13 protein-coding genes and 1 pseudogene are annotated in these 14,492 nt (G+C 59.5%); 5 read left to right on the top strand and 9 right to left on the bottom strand.

Annotated elements, in window-relative coordinates; all coding sequences use genetic code 11:
* Positions 1-63: 63 nt before the first annotated feature.
* The gene (locus tag QF038_RS11725; protein WP_307610311.1) at positions 64-1,095 is read right to left on the bottom strand and encodes a GlxA family transcriptional regulator; all 1,032 of its coding nucleotides are present in this window, start codon (positions 1,093-1,095) and stop codon (positions 64-66) included.
* A gap of 96 nt (positions 1,096-1,191) precedes the next feature.
* Between QF038_RS11725 and QF038_RS11730 the strand changes: the two genes are divergently transcribed.
* The 3 genes from QF038_RS11730 (at position 1,192) to sigJ (ending at position 4,308) form a co-directional block, all read left to right on the top strand.
* Positions 1,192-1,830: an HD domain-containing protein gene (locus QF038_RS11730; RefSeq protein WP_307610312.1), complete on the top strand. Its 639-nt coding sequence runs from the start codon at positions 1,192-1,194 to the stop codon at positions 1,828-1,830.
* 52 nt (positions 1,831-1,882) lie between these two features.
* A complete protein-coding gene (locus tag QF038_RS11735; protein WP_307610313.1) occupies positions 1,883-3,073 on the top strand; it encodes an MFS transporter in 1,191 nt (396 codons plus the stop codon).
* Between the two features lie 290 nt (positions 3,074-3,363).
* Entirely contained in the window at positions 3,364-4,308 is a 945-nt protein-coding gene (gene sigJ, locus QF038_RS11740) for an RNA polymerase sigma factor SigJ (RefSeq protein ID WP_307613456.1), read from the top strand.
* A 262-nt stretch (positions 4,309-4,570) separates the two neighbouring features.
* Here the strand turns inward: sigJ and QF038_RS11745 are convergent.
* Together QF038_RS11745 and QF038_RS11750 are read right to left on the bottom strand one after the other, a co-directional pair.
* Positions 4,571-4,850: pseudogene (locus QF038_RS11745) on the bottom strand (DUF4193 family protein).
* Positions 4,825-4,968, bottom strand: coding sequence for a hypothetical protein (locus tag QF038_RS11750; protein ID WP_307610314.1), 144 nt, complete (start codon positions 4,966-4,968; stop codon positions 4,825-4,827). The pseudogene QF038_RS11745 and the gene QF038_RS11750 overlap by 26 nt, the downstream one beginning before the upstream one ends.
* A gap of 772 nt (positions 4,969-5,740) precedes the next feature.
* On the opposite strand from QF038_RS11750, the gene QF038_RS11755 reads away from it, so the two are divergent.
* Positions 5,741-6,556 (top strand): IclR family transcriptional regulator, encoded by an 816-nt coding sequence (locus tag QF038_RS11755; RefSeq protein WP_307610315.1) that lies wholly within the window; start codon positions 5,741-5,743, stop codon positions 6,554-6,556.
* On the opposite strand, the gene QF038_RS11760 is transcribed toward QF038_RS11755, so the two are convergent.
* The 5 genes from QF038_RS11760 to QF038_RS11780 all read right to left on the bottom strand — a co-directional run bounded on the left by QF038_RS11760 (position 6,543) and on the right by QF038_RS11780 (position 11,614).
* Complete coding sequence (locus QF038_RS11760; protein ID WP_307610316.1) at positions 6,543-7,469, bottom strand: hydroxymethylglutaryl-CoA lyase; 927 nt, start codon at positions 7,467-7,469, stop codon at positions 6,543-6,545. The genes QF038_RS11755 and QF038_RS11760 overlap by 14 nt on opposite strands.
* The gene (locus QF038_RS11765; protein WP_307610317.1) at positions 7,466-8,710 is read right to left on the bottom strand and encodes a CaiB/BaiF CoA-transferase family protein; all 1,245 of its coding nucleotides are present in this window, start codon (positions 8,708-8,710) and stop codon (positions 7,466-7,468) included. Before QF038_RS11765 ends, QF038_RS11760 begins: the two co-directional genes overlap by 4 nt.
* 15 nt (positions 8,711-8,725) lie before the next feature.
* Positions 8,726-10,225, bottom strand: a complete 1,500-nt coding sequence (locus QF038_RS11770) for a GntP family permease (RefSeq protein WP_307610318.1) — start codon at positions 10,223-10,225, stop codon at positions 8,726-8,728.
* A gap of 587 nt (positions 10,226-10,812) precedes the next feature.
* On the bottom strand, positions 10,813-11,025 hold the full coding sequence (locus QF038_RS11775; RefSeq protein WP_307610319.1) for a hypothetical protein: 213 nt from the start codon (positions 11,023-11,025) through the stop codon (positions 10,813-10,815).
* 256 nt (positions 11,026-11,281) lie between these two features.
* Positions 11,282-11,614 carry a hypothetical protein gene (locus tag QF038_RS11780; protein ID WP_307610320.1) on the bottom strand — a complete coding sequence of 111 codons (333 nt, stop codon included), beginning with the start codon at positions 11,612-11,614 and terminating at the stop codon, positions 11,282-11,284.
* A gap of 708 nt (positions 11,615-12,322) precedes the next feature.
* Between QF038_RS11780 and QF038_RS11785 the strand changes: the two genes are divergently transcribed.
* Complete coding sequence (locus QF038_RS11785) at positions 12,323-12,730, top strand: MerR family transcriptional regulator (protein WP_307610321.1); 408 nt, start codon at positions 12,323-12,325, stop codon at positions 12,728-12,730.
* Between the two features lie 266 nt (positions 12,731-12,996).
* Here the strand turns inward: QF038_RS11785 and QF038_RS22340 are convergent, their stop codons facing one another.
* Positions 12,997-14,220 carry an MFS transporter gene (locus QF038_RS22340; RefSeq protein WP_373461559.1) on the bottom strand — a complete coding sequence of 408 codons (1,224 nt, stop codon included), beginning with the start codon at positions 14,218-14,220 and terminating at the stop codon, positions 12,997-12,999.
* Positions 14,221-14,492 lie beyond the last annotated feature (272 nt).

Genomic DNA, 14,492 nt, shown 5'->3' on the forward strand with positions numbered 1-14,492 from the left:
ATCCGCGGCAGTTCTTGCTGAACTCTTCGCTGATGGAATAGACGCGGGAGCCCTGCACCAGGACTATTTGATTAGAACTTGTGCGGTTTCAGCTCGTCGGGCGGTGCGGAAACGGCGCTGATAGGTAGCCGGAGTCATTCCCAATTCGCGGGCAAAGACCCTTCGCAGGCTTTCGTAGCTGGGAAAGCCTGCACGTTCAGCCGCTTGCGTCGCCGTATACCCTTGGTCCAAAAGGGCCTTCGCGATGTCGCAACGTATGGACTCGACGTACCTGGCTGGCGTCGTCGACAACTCATCCTGGAACAGGCGACTGAGATGCCGGGGGCTGAGATTCAAATGCCCAGCCAGATCTGCAAGTGAATGGCTTGCCGATGGATCAGCTGTTACGAGGTCTACGACTCGTCGCAGCGCCGGAGTACGGGGAGGCGAACCCTGCAAAGGGGCCGAAAACTGGGACTGGCCGCCGGCCCTTTGCAGATAAACCACCAGAGCGCGCGCAACTTCCCGAGTGAGGTCTGCCCCATGGTCCTCTTCGACAAGCGCTAATGCCAGGTCAATACCCGCTGTTACTCCCGCTGACGTGTATATCGATCCGTCACGGACGTATATCGAGTCTGGCTCCACATGTACTTTCGGGTGGCGGGCGGCCAGCTTATGTGCAACCTTCCAGTGCGTTGTTGCGCGCCTGCCGTCCAATAGGCCTGTAGCAGCGAGGATAAAAGCACCGGTACAAATTGAGGCAACGCGCTGGGCCCGCGGGGAAAGGGCGGCGACAGTGCTGACCAAGCCGGGCGACAGGGCGGTGCTCGGATATATGTCGCCCCCTGGGATGAGGAGGGTGCGGGGCCCAGGCATAAAGCTCACGCCGCCCTCGACGGCAAGTCCGATACCAGTCGAGGTTGTAACGGCCGAACCGGTTGGAGACAGCAATGCTATCCGGTAGTCAGCTCCGAGCCGGTTCGCTTCTGCGAATACGTCTGCAGGGCCGGCAACGTCGAGGAGCTTCACGCCGTCGTACACCAAAATCGCGACCAGATGACTGCCGGGGGTCTTTCTTCTATCCGGCTTGGACATGTCCTTATATGGGTGGTTCATGGCTTGACAGAGGCGGTACTGGGAAGCGGTCCACTGGCAATGTGGTAATCGGACCTTTGGTTCGGTCCTACCCTTACAAGCGAAAGTGAGCACGTCATGTCTGAAATTATCGCAGGGGTCCTGATCCCCGAGAGTTCGGCGGTCACAGAGGCCACTCGCTTCATTGAAGAAACCACCAACCCGCTTCTGTTCCACCACTCACGCCGCGTCTTTTTGTTTGGCTCAATCCAGGCTCGAGCCAAAGGCCTGGCGCCTGACCCTGAGCTTCTTTACGTGGCATCGCTCTTTCATGACACGGGCCTGCTGACGCCATTCTCGGGAACTGAGCAGCGCTTTGAAATCGATGGTGCCGACCATGCGCGGGCATTCCTTCTCGGTCATGGCTTCTCCTCACGGGATGCCGAAGTAGTCTGGAACGCGATCGCCCTGCACACCACGCCAGGCATCCCTGGGCGCATGGGACCTGAAGTAGCTGCCACGAATCTTGGAGTTTTGACTGACGCTATTGGACTCGGCCTGCAGGATCTTGACCCAGGCGTCGTGGAGGAGATAACGGCAGTACACCCCCGAGGCGATTTCAAGAACGAGTTTCTGCAAGCATTCCATGAAGGACTCAAGCACCGCCCAGACACTACGTATGGCACCATCAACGCAGACATTCTTGAACACTTCGAACCCGGCTTCCGCCGTACCAGCATGGTCGAACGCATTATCGGCTCACACTGGCCTTCGTAAAAAGCCCCTGAGCATGCACATGCGAGACAAGGAAAAGCCTGGTGACAGGCAAGTGAGCCCTAAGACAGCTTTCGCCATCCTCGCGGTCGCCACCGTGGCCCTCATGGCGACCGCCAGTGCCCCGTCACCGATTTACCCCATCTACCAAGAACGATGGCATTTTTCCACGACGCTGTTGACCGTTATCTTCACCGTGTATGTCGCCGGGCTACTTGGTGCACTGCTCACCGTAGGGTCTCTTAGCGACCACATTGGTCGACGACCTGTACTGGTCGCCGCCTTCTTGGTGGCAGCCACCAGTACAGCGCTTTTTTGGACAGCCAACGGTCCGGCAGCTCTCATTACCGCCAGGCTCGCCCAAGGCGTCGCCTCCGGGACAGCGATGAGCGCCTTGGCGGCCGGCCTGCTGGACTTCGCACCGCGAGCACGCCCCCATTTGGGTGCGACCTTGACGGCCGTAGGGACGAGCCTGGGCATGGCAACCGGAGCTGGCGCTGTTGGGCTCCTCAGCCAGTGGACTCCCCGCCCGGACTTCTACGTTTTTCCAGTGCTCACGCTGATGTTCCTCGGACTGGCTGCTGTTTCCTGTCTACTCCCCCAAGCCAGAGTACGCCGCGTGCCGGCGTGGGCGGCTGTCAGACCCAGACTTCGGCTCGAGACCCATGCCCGGCCACAGTTCTGGGCCAGTGTTCCCAGCACAATAGCAGGATGGGCGGCCACCGGTTTGTTCCTGGCACTCGTTCCCTCCCTGGTCCGCGAGGAGCTTCATCTGAAGTTCGCATCGGCAGGGGGACTGACGATCGCAGTGCTCTACATTGCCGTAACGGTCGGAGGCATCTGGTCGACCCACCGAAGCGCTCGTGGCGCTGTAATCCTGGGGGCGGCACTCATGACCGGCGGCGCGGCCACACTGGCCCTCTCGCTGGAGATGGACTCAATCCAAGAATTTGCTGCCGGATCCTTCGCAGTCGGTTTAGGCATCGGTCTGACATTCAACGGCAACCTTAGATCTATCGGTAACGTCACCGCTCCGGCCAGGCGGTCACAGACATTTACTATCATTTACATCCTCAGCTATGCATCCTTGAGCATCCCCACGCTGGCAGCGGGCATCGTCGCTCCCTCATGGGGTCTGGAGGTAACAAGCCATGCATTCATCGGCTTCGTCGGAACCCTCTCGGCCGGCGCCCTCGCCTGCGCAGTTCTCTTTCCCCTTACACGGAAGAGCAACTCTCCGACTTGATGACACGGAAGACCAATGGAACGAATCGACTCTTCCCTGTCAGGGTCAGTCTCAGTTGCTTTACCCAACCCCTCCCCAGAACAACGGAGAACGCCAGTGTCAACACCATTCATAGCCGTATCAACCGACAATGAATCGTCGTCATCGCTGAAGGCCGTTTCCCAGGCACGACATCCTTGGTCCGCTTTTGTCGGCCCCGACATCAGCCGTCCTAAGTCTGCCAAACGATCACTTCAGGGCCTCCTGGCAATGGACCGGCGCCGACTTTCGGGTTGCTAGGGGGCTTGATTGTGGAACCAAGCCAGAAAAATGGTGGGCTCTGGGATGTTGAGGTCGAACGTCGTCGTCTGCTCGGGTTGGCCTACCGCATGCTTGGTACGATCAGTGACGCCGAGGACGCCGTTCAGGAAGCATTCCTTCGCTGGTACCGGCTTGACGAGGCCGAGCGAGCAACCGTGACTAACCCGGCTGGTTGGTTTACCCGGGTAGCCAGCAGGATTTGCCTTGACGTGCTTGGCAGTGCACGGGCCCGTCGTGAAAAGTATGTGGGTGAGTGGCTGCCCGAACCCTTGCCATCCGGTTACCTTCCGGCCGCACGAAAGACGCCGGACTTTGGATCAGACCGGGAGGGGGATCCGCTAGGTCGGGTTACGCTGGACGAGTCGGTGAGCACGGCGCTGCTCGTTGTCCTCGAGACCATGACGCCTGCCGAACGGGTTGCATTCGTTCTGCACGACATCTTTGCTTTCTCCTTCGAAGAGATCGGAAACATCGTAGGCAGATCACCCGCGGCGGCAAGGAAGCTCGCAAGTTCCGCAAGGCGCCGCATCGGATCCGAACGGCACAAACCAGTTGATAGGCAGGAGCATGCGCGAGTACTGAACGCATTTGGTAATGCTTGCCGACGCGGTGATTTACAAGCCCTGACCGGGTTACTCGATCCGGCCGTGGTCCTTCGTTCCGACGGTGGCGGAGTTGTTCGTGCCGCTATAAACCCCATTACAGGTCCCTCCAAGGTCGGGCGCTTCATTCTCGGCGTGCTGAAAAAACAGGCCGGCGTGCATGTTCAAACGATTACAACTGTCGAGGGGCCAGCGTTGGCTCTAATGCACCACACCGCGGTTACGGGGATTGTCAACGTGTCGGTTGACGGTGGATGTGTACTCAGGATTTGGATTCAGTGGAACCCGGAAAAATTGTCCAGCTGGCCGAGACAGACTACGGGGACCTCATAAATAGCACCAGCATCGTGGCCGCCTGCCCCCGCCCCCCCTTCGCTATTCGCAACGGTCCGCCCGTACATTTCAAGGGCGATTTCAGGGCAGCGGACGACTAGGGATTTTGCTGTCAGCACGCCAACTTGATGTCCGGCAGCAAGGAAATGAGCTTCAGAATAGGGCCGGGACGGCTGTTCCTGCACATCAACAGCGGTCAGTCTCAGAATCGTACCTGACAGCCGAGCCACTAATAGCTTGTCCCGCCGCGACTGGGGACCGCCTAGCCCTCGCACTCGACACAGTTTGAGTGGCCGTTGCTCTCCCGCGCCAGCTGGGACCGGTGCCGGACGAGGAAACAGGAGTAGCAGGTGAACTCGGAACTCGTCGGCGGCTTGGGGAATTACCTGCACGATGAGCTCGTCTGAGATGATTTCGCCGCCTGGTGTCAGCCCTTCATTCAGGGCATCAGCTTCGTCCAATTCGGTAACGACGCTGCGGAAGACCTGTGAGGAACCCTGCTGCAGAACTGGATAGCTAAAGGTCGCTGCTGATGTTGGCAAGTACTGGTCCTACGCTGTCAAAGGGCACCCGCAGTTTGACTGCGATGTGGAGAACGCCGATGAAGACGAAGCCGAACATCGAAGCACGCTCCGGCATGTTCTGGGCGTCGGGCGTCATGGTAGGTTCTCCATCCTTCCTGCGGTGTCCAGAGCCGGTCACCCATCTGATTCTGCCCTTGGCAGACCCGAGCATGTTCTGATTAGGTCTGCCAATTCGTCCACATTTACACCAATACTCTCGTGGTAGGGCTGCGCGGTTAATTAACAGGCAAAGGCAGGTCAGTTCGCCCGCCAACATCACTGCCAGCATGCGGCCGATGCCGCGGCCACCTCCCGTCACAACTCCATGCCGACCGTTCAAATCCATCAAAAGTCTCGTTAGGATCTGCCAGTACTAACCAGTTGCCAGCAGAAACGGCGAGTCCGCTAGCATTTTCGTCGTCCCGCTGACGAAGTTCCCGCCGCTTTGTGAAGAAATTGCTGAGCCTGCGTCACGTAGTGGATAGCACGGAGTTGGTGCGGTGCAAGCCGTATCTCGAACCCCGAGGCCTTATCAATAAGTACCCTTTCCCTCGGGCCATCCTGGGCGATCCATGCGATCTTGCCGTCTGCCGTAGCAGCATCGACGTAACCGCGCCGAAACAAGGTGCCACAGAGAAGCACTTCGACTTCCACACCGGGCAATTTCGTCCAGTCATAGAACGGGTAAGACGCCAGGGGCCCTACATGGGGAATGTCCGTCATTTCCCTAGGATTCGGCTTCACACCTAGAGAACGGGCGGGGGCGACTATCGGCATGACTGGGTTCAATCCCCCCATACCGCGCCTCCCGTAGTCCAGAGCGTCTGGTGCTGAACCTAGTTCTTATGGCATCACCATAGAATCGACTCATGGCAGCCGACAATTTGCAGGGACCGCCACCGCTTCTGGTTCTGGCGAAGATAAGTGACATTTTGGATTCCTTTTCGTTGGTCCGTCCTGAGCTGACGCTGGCTCAGATTCGGGAGTCAACTGGTCTTCCAACCTCTACGGTCCAAAGGCTGGTGGGTAACCTTGTGGCTCACGGCTTCATTGACAGGGTTGATGACAGGTACAGGGTCGGTGTAAAGATGTCCTACTGGGCTGCCCCGGCGTCCCATGGAGTCGAGCTCATAGAAATTATCAAGCCGGTCCTTCAGGAGCTCCGGGACAAGTTGGGCGAAACTGTCTGCTTTTTCCAGACGTCCATGGAGTACCGTGTGTGCGTCGCCATGGCCGAGACACGTCACATGCTTCGCCGCGACATGGCTGTGGGAAGGATCCTGCCCCTGCATGCCGGATCGGCTGGCAGGGTTCTGCTGGCATGGGACCCTGAGGTTGCCGGCAGGGTACTGTCAGCCCGCTTGGATCAGCTCACGGAAAGCACCATCACCGACACGGAGTCGCTTAAGGCTGCGATCAAGCAGACGCGTGCTGACGGGTACGCGCTGACTACGGGGGAACGGGAGTCGGGTGCCAGCGGGTTGTCCGCCCCGGTGTTTAACCCGCAGGCGGACCTTGTTGGGGCGCTGACGATCATGGGTCCCACGCTCCGGATGCCGTTGGAGGTGTGCGAGCAGTGGGTGGATGATCTGCTGGAGGGCGCAGAACGGATCACCCGTATGATCGGCGGGCGCTTGCCCTCGGCAAGCGCCCTTCCGCAGGCTTTGAAGGTCAGCTCGGCATAACCCACTGGAATGCCGCTGCTTTGGAGCGGGCTCCCAGTGCTGACTTGGACCTGTTGTCCTCCTGCAGTTCGCTGGTGATTGATTCGCCCAACCGGACGAGGTCAGCGAAGTTTTCCGGGTACAGCCAGTCCGGGCGGAGGCCGAAGAGCAGGTCCTCGGTGGACGTGTTTCCGGAGGCGCCGGGGGCGAAGGGGCATCCGCCTAGCCCGCCGAGTGCACCGTCGATGGTGGTGGCGCCGGCGTCCAGGGCCGCTATGGCGTTGGCGACCCCCATCCCCCAAGTGTCGTGTCCGTGGAAAACGATGCCCAGGTCAGGCGCCGCGGCCTTCACTTTGCCTATCAAGGCGTTGACTTGCTCCGGCACGGCATGCCCCAAAGTGTCGCAGATGACGACATCACTGACACCGTTGCCCCTTGGGTCTTCCACAAGCTTCAGTACCCGGCCAGGGTCGATGCCACCTTCAAAGGGACAGGTAAATGAAGTGGCCAGGCACAACTGGAGAGTGGCGCCTGCTTCGCGGGCGTGCTCCAGTGCCTGGGGCAGGGCTGCCATGCTCGCCTCTGTCGACCGGCCTATGTTGGCTTGGTTATGGGCGTCTGAAACGCTGAGGCAGTACTGCATGTTCACGGCTCCGGCCGCCGCGGCCTTTTCAACGTGGCGGGGCGTCGCTACCCAGATCCAGCACTTTTCCAGTTCCTCGGAAGTCAGGGCGCTGATGAGCTCCAGGGTGTTGGCCATCGGCGGTACCAGGTCCGGGCGGGCCATCGAACCGATTTCTATGGCCGGTACCCCTGCCGCCAGTAACGACCGGACAATGCCCGCTTTGCGTTCCGTGGAGAGCATGCCACCGGTGAGTTGAAGCCCGTCGCGCAGCGTCACGTCCCTGAGCTGAAAGTCATTCTTGGTGTTCATACTGTTTCCAATTCCATTTTGGCTATCAGCGCTTCCGCCTGCTCCACGGTTTTTCCAAGTACCCGTTGAAGAACGTCCTTTGTATCCGCGCCCAGGTCCGGGCCGAGGTTCCTGATCGGCAAGGACTGTCCACCGATGACGGGGATGATTCCAGGGAACGCAACGTTGGACAGTGTCTCATCCCCTGTGGAGACGTCGAATCTTTGAATCATGTTCCGTGCGGCGTACTGGTCATCGGCGACGATGTCGGCTGCGGTGTAGATCGGGCCCGCGGGCACACCGGCGGAGTCGAGGACGGCGAGGGCTTGCTTAGTGGTGAGGTTCTTCGCCCACTGACCGATGGCATGGTCCAGTTCATCCCGCCGTTCCCATCGGTCTGCGTTGGTCTGAAGCCCCGGGTCCTCGCCCAGGTCAGGGCGGCCGATGACGTCCATGTAGCGCCTGAAGATGGCGTCACCGTTGCCGGCGACGACGATGCTTCCGTCGATGCACAGATAAGCGTTCGAGGGGGCGATTCCCTCCATCCGCCCGCCGGTCCGCTGGCGCTGGATTCCAAAGGCCGTGTGGTCCGGAATCAGTGACTCCGTGACCGAAAGCATGGCTTCGTTCAGGGCGATGTCCATCATGCGGTGGTTCAAGGGTACGGGGGTTTTTCCGCGCTTGACCTCGCGTTCGAAGAGTGCCATGACGGACCCAAAGGCCGCGTACAGCCCGGCGATGGTGTCGCCGATGGAAACGCCGACCCGGACAGGTGGACGGTCCGGGTCGCCGACAAGTTCACGGAAGCCTCCGAAAGCCTCGGCAACAGCGGCGAACCCTGGACGTGAAGCCATAGGCCCGGTCTGACCGAACGCGGAAATCCGCGTCAGGATCAGATCAGGGTTCGCCTCGTTCAGCACCTCCGGCCCCGGACCCCACTTCTCCAGAGTGCCAGGGCGGAAGTTCTCCAGAACGATGTCCGAGGCTGCGGCCAGTTCCAGGACCAACTGGCGTCCTTCCTCGGTTCGCAGGTCGATCACGACTGACTTCTTGTTCCGGTTGATGGTCCGGTAAAGCATCGAAGTGTCCCCAGCATAGAGCCGCCAGTTTCGAAGTTCGTCCCCGGTACGCGGGCGTTCAACCTTGATGACTTCCGCCCCGAAGTCGGCCAGCATGCGCCCTGCTGTGGGCGCGGCGATGTAGTTGCCCAGCTCCAGAACGCGCACACCCTGAAGCGGGGCCACGGCGGTGTTGATAGTCATTACTTGTGTTCCTTTTTAGATAAAGATGCTGAGTACGAGGGTGAAACCGAGGGCGACTACGGATGCCACGGAGACGCCCAAAGTGCAGCTCTTTAGTGTGCCGCGGGTCGTTTGGCCGAGCATGGATTGCAGCAACCAGAACGTGTTGGACGTGACGTGAACAATGAAGAGTGAGCCTGCGCCGGCGGCCAGTGCCAGCAGGACGGGGTTGATTCCAAGCGCCGGAGCGATCGGGGCAAGCAGCCCAGCAGCCGTGATAGCCGAAATCGATACTGAGCCGACAGCGATGTGGAGCACCGCAGCAATGGCCCAGACCACCAGGAGCGGGGCAACAGAGGATGCCGTGAAGTACTTCCCCAAAATCTCGCCCATTCCGCTGGTTGCGACCATCGCGGCGAGAGCGCCGCCGGCCCCGGTCAGGATCAGAATCTGCCCGGATTCCTTGAAGCCATTGGCGACGGCTGCCTCGACGCGCTTGGTGCCGATGGTCAGGCGAGCCACCAGACTTGTTCCCAGGAGGCCGATCAGCAGGGCCACTACCGGTGTTGAGAGGAAACCGGTGATTTCCATGGTGATGCCGGCCATTTTGAGAAATGCGCCGGAGGCGATCAACACCAGGGAAAGGAGCATGGGACCGAACATGATAAGCAGGCCCGGTTCGCGCCCCGTCTTTGTTTCAGGAGTACGCACGTCGTGGGGCAGCAGGCCAACCCTGCTCGACGTCAGCCCGGCCCCGGTACCCGTACTCTGAACGGAGGAGTGCGAAGACTTAGGCCCGGCTGATTCACCGTGCTCATGGCCATGCGCATGGACGTGCGTGTGGACAACCATCCCGTCGGTGTCTTCCAGTGCCGGTGATTCCGCAACGGCCTGTTCCTCGTCGGTATCTGTCTTCCACAGGCCCCGGTGGATGAAGAAGTTCATGATGATGATCGATACGACGATCGTGGGGATGATGACCAGAAGGCCGAAGATGAGCATTTCGCCCAGTGGTACCTGAAGGAGACCGGCCAAAGCAACGGTGGCAACGCCCGGGACCATGAGAACGATGCCGCACTCCAGGCTGATCGCCATGGCGGTCGCAATCTTCGCTGTGCCGTACTTGCCCAGCTTCGGCGCGATCCTGCGTGCCAGCGGTGCGCTCATCACCAGGAGGACATCAAGAAAAATCGACTGCAGCAGTGTGCCAATAGTCAGCCCAAGAGCGTAGGGAACTCCCTTCGGGCCAAAGACGTGGAGGAGTTTGTCCACAAGCTTGGAGATTGCGCCCATTTCATTGAGGATGGCCCCCATCAGGACGCCCCACGCAATGAGCAACCCGACCTTCGTCATGATGTCGCCGAAGCCAGTCATCAAGGTCTTCGTAGTGTCGGCCGCTCCCAAACCCGTCAGAAGGCCCAAGACGGCCGCTCCGATGACCAGTGACATTGCCGGGTTGAGGCGGAGTCGAAGGATCATCACAACGATCCCGACGATCACCGCCCCGGTGATGCTAAGTATTTGCCAATCTTCCATGAGAAATCCTCCATTGGATCCATGTAGGGTCCGTAAGCCAAGTCACAGTACTACAATATGAGCATGAACTCACAATGTGAGTCAAGGTAGCGAACCCGCAGCAGATTTCCATCGACAAAAGGGGGGGCGGGGGCACAAGGAGCAGGCGCGTATCCACAACGGCGTTAGGGCTGACAAATTGGCCCCTCGTGCAAGTGGCCCTGGCCGAAAGTCCATGCGGGGACGGTGCATGGATTAGCCGTTTTACGGGGTGTCGTTGACGCGAAATCCAGCAGGGGAATGCCTGCCTCCAGGGAGGAGCTATCTTCAGGGCGCCCAGGACGCCGAACAGGGATACATGGGCCGCTGGGGAGGGGAAGGGGCGGCAAGGAGCTTCGCCTCCGGCACTAATTCGTAACAGGTCATCGGACCGAGTTGCCTGCCCGTTTAGATAACATCCAGAATCGGCTTGGCCACCCGCGCGCTTCCAGCAAACTTCAGGAGCCAATGCTTGAGGTAACCGCCACGAGTGGTAGGTTAGCGGCGTTTATGAACGCGGGATTGGCCTTGAACGGGAACGTGCAGGGAAGGATAGGGAGCTTCGTTGGCTAGGGGGCGAGTTCCTGGGTGATTCCGAAAGGAACTTTCTCGGAAAGCTCCGCCGTGTAGGTATTGGGCCCAAGGCGCGTTACCAAGATCCCGCAAGATCCTGTGGTTGTCGCGACAGCCTGCAGTTCCTTTACTGCCGCCTCGAGTCGTTCTTCAAGAATTTCCCTTGTGACCGCATGGATATGGATGGCATTAACGCTGTCGGCCTGCATAGCGCCCTTTCTAGGATGGTGGGAGGAGAGAAGCGGAATTCGGGGTAGGGGTGGCGTCGCTGAACGGTGGTCGGCAGCCGAGTAGGAGTAGGGTGTTCAATTCGCCACCTGGGTTTCAAGCCCTCTGCCTGTCATGCTTCATCTGAAGTGCTCAACCGAGAGGGCTGGCGTGCACGCGGGGTGATATTCGCAGGTCTGGCGTTGCGCTTGCCTTGGGATGCGGCAGCTTCCGTCGAGGCAGCACGCTGGGGTGGTTTCAAACCCTGGATTGGTCACCACCGCGCTTGTCGAGCACCGGCAGAAGAGGTTCGCCGAGGTTTTGACGACCCTCCACGGCCCAAACCGTGCAACCGTCAGTCCGGTGAATAAGCCGACGGTTCCATTGAGCTTTGAGCCAGAAGGCCGATCCGTCGGGCATCACGGCGTCCACCTGCCCAAGGACGGGCGGGTCTATTCCGTTGCTGACCGCGACGTGTGTATGCAGCTGCAGCTCCTCCCATTCCAGAACGGGGTTACCCAGCAAGAGCACGGATTCAGCTGGGCGGTCCACCCAGAAGAATCGCGGTTCGCCCTCCCAGTGGCTTTGCATTACTACCGCCATTCTCGATCGACTCGGCTATAGGTCTGCGTGGCTGATGCGATGAATGTCACCATTCCAGCCCGAGGCAACGAGGTCCATAAAGTCCTTCAGCGAGAGCACTGGAGTAGTAGTCGGCGTAACGTAAAGCACCCTTTGGCGTTTCAGTGACACGCAAAATGGACATCTCCACTGCAGGCCCCTCCTGAGCTTGGCACCCAACTCGCCCAAGGTTCGTGGCTGACATCCGTTTTCCGAATGAGTTTCTTCGGCGTGTTCATTTCGGTCATCTCCATCGATTTCCACTGCTCGCATCGTGATGAAAACACTACGCCGGGCTTACGTTACAGTCAATGGATGTAACTTTAGTGCTACGGCGAGTCTTCCCTAACCGATGTCGCCGAGGGTTGTGTTGACAGTTGCTACTTTCTCAATGCTTGGTCCCATGTGCGCCCGTCGAGGGGCAAGAAATACGGCCGCCCCCCCTAAAACCCCTCAGGGTCCAGATGAAGGTTCACGAACGGGCGAGAAATCCTTCCCCGGCGCTGCACCAGCCGTGACCGTATACTGCAGATCGAGGGTCCTGAGCCGAAACCGCGCGACAACTTTTACCGAAAACCACCACTCCAGGTAGCCCGAAGTTGCGCCGAACAGCCCAGAGGCTGCATGGAGGCCGATCACTTCGCGAGCTTGCGAACCCTGAGTCGTATGCTGACTTACATGAGAATCGGGGAGCTTTCCGAGCGTACAGGGGTATCGAAGCGTTTACTGCGCTACTACGAGGAGAAGGGTCTGGTGGTACCTGCACGGTCCTATAACGGTTATCGCGAATACCAGGAATCACATGTCGACATCGTGTTGCAGATTAAGGGACTGCTTGAGGCAGGACTGCCGACCCGAATCATCGAACAACTCATGCCGTGCTTGATCCAGCCCCAAACTATTTATGTTCCCAGTGTCACGCCCGAGATGGTCGATACGCTGAAACTCGAGCAGGCGCGCTTATCCGAACGGATTGATTGCCTGGTCCGCCACAGGGATGCCGTCGGCAACTACCTCGATAAGGTCCTGGCGTTGAAGCCCGCGGACAGTGGAAGCGTTCACGCTTCACATGCAGTCATGACTTAGAGCGGCAAGGCTCAACAGGAGGGCAGATCGGCGTCCACGCTCCTGCAGGCGAGAACAAACATCAGGAGGGCAAGTCTCTCCCCCACCACGGTCATGGTTATTCAACTTTATGCGGGCACGGGGTCAGGCTATTTGCAGCGAATGCCGTATGCAACGCTTAGTGGCGAGAATTAGCCCTGAGGGGCACCCCGCAATAGCGGGGTGCCGCAGGTTCCCCGCAATAGCGGGGTGCCGCAGGTTCCCCGCAATAGCGGGGTGCCGCAGGTTCAGTGACCGGGCGAGGCCAGATTCCATCGGCTGGTCTTTACGCGCCAACCAGCTTGCGTCTTGAGGGGAAGCCGCTGCCGCGGGCCACCATGACTGTCGCGCTGGCTGGAATAAGAAGGACGAGTACAGACCAGGGGAAGGACCCAGCGCCTGGCCCCAGAAGGAGAAGGCCTCCGACGGCACCACCCAGCGCGAGGGCCGTGTTCCATAGCGTGACCAGCAGAGCTTGTGCGGTGTCTGCCGCGCCACCTGCCGCATCGCCCAAGGCGGTCTGCAATAGGGTGGCCATGCCGCCAAAACCGATCCCCCACATCACCGCTGCGAGGTAGACGATTGCATGACTCCCCCCCAAGTGTGGCCATGAAAATGGCGGCTAGGGCAAACAAAACGGTGCCCACGATAGTCAAAGTGCGTAGTCGATGGTGAATGTACGTGCCGACGAAAAAGATGCTCACCACCGAGGACGTACCGAACACAAATAACACAACGGCTACAGAGTCGCTCATCCCGAATTGGGCGAGAAACGGCGAGATGTACGTGTAGAGGATGGTATGCGCCAAAACGACCGTAAGAACGACGAAGAGGACAGGCGTCACACCGGGTACCCGCATGGTCTGCGCGACTGACACCCGATGCTGCCGAGGTTGTCCCGGAAAATCAGGCACCGTGAAGCTGAGCCACGCCAACACCACTAGCGCAAAGGCCGTCATGGCGAGGAATGAGATCCGCCAGCCGAGCGCTTGGCCGAACGCGGTCCCTGCCGGCACGCCCAGAGCGAGAGCGAGCGGCGTCCCGGCCATCGCCACTGCGATCGCTTTGCCGTGTTGCGCACTTGGAACCATCCGCCTCGCGTAATTCGCCATCATCGCCCAGACAAGTCCGCCGGACACGCCTGCGATGAACCTGCTAGCCATCGTCAACGCATATTCATCCGAAAGGGCCGTGATTGTGTTCGCGACAATAAACCCCGCCATCGCGGCCAGCAGCAAGCGCTTTCGCCTCCAAGCTGAGGTGGCTGCGGACAGCGGGACGGCAGCAACCGCGGAACCTATTGCATAAATCGTCACAGACTGTCCCATTACGGATTCAGTCACCTGAAGATCCCCACTCATTTCGGGGAGTATGCCACCTGGCAGCGCCTCAGTTAGAACGGTGATGAAGGATGCTGCGGCCATTGCCGACAGTCCACTTAGAGGGAGCCCTGGGCTCAAGTTCTTTCTCATGCGGCCAGTATCAAACCTTCACATTAGTGGCAAGGTCAAAAAGCTCCGGTAATCGCGTATCCGTATGTGGTGAAAGTTGAGTTGCAGATCAGTAGTCAGCGCTGCTAGCGTCAGGATCAGAGGGGGCGGAAGAGGACCCGCAATCTGCGTATTCTTGACCATCAACCGGGAGAAATTTTACGTAGCCTGCGCACGCCACGCAGTAAGAGCGGCCATTGCTTGCCGCGCCAGCTGGCACCGGTACCGGACGAGAACAGGAAAAGTGCAGGCGA

Origin of the sequence: Pseudarthrobacter sp. W1I19 (genome assembly GCF_030817835.1) — a bacterium.
Classification (GTDB): domain Bacteria; phylum Actinomycetota; class Actinomycetes; order Actinomycetales; family Micrococcaceae; genus Arthrobacter.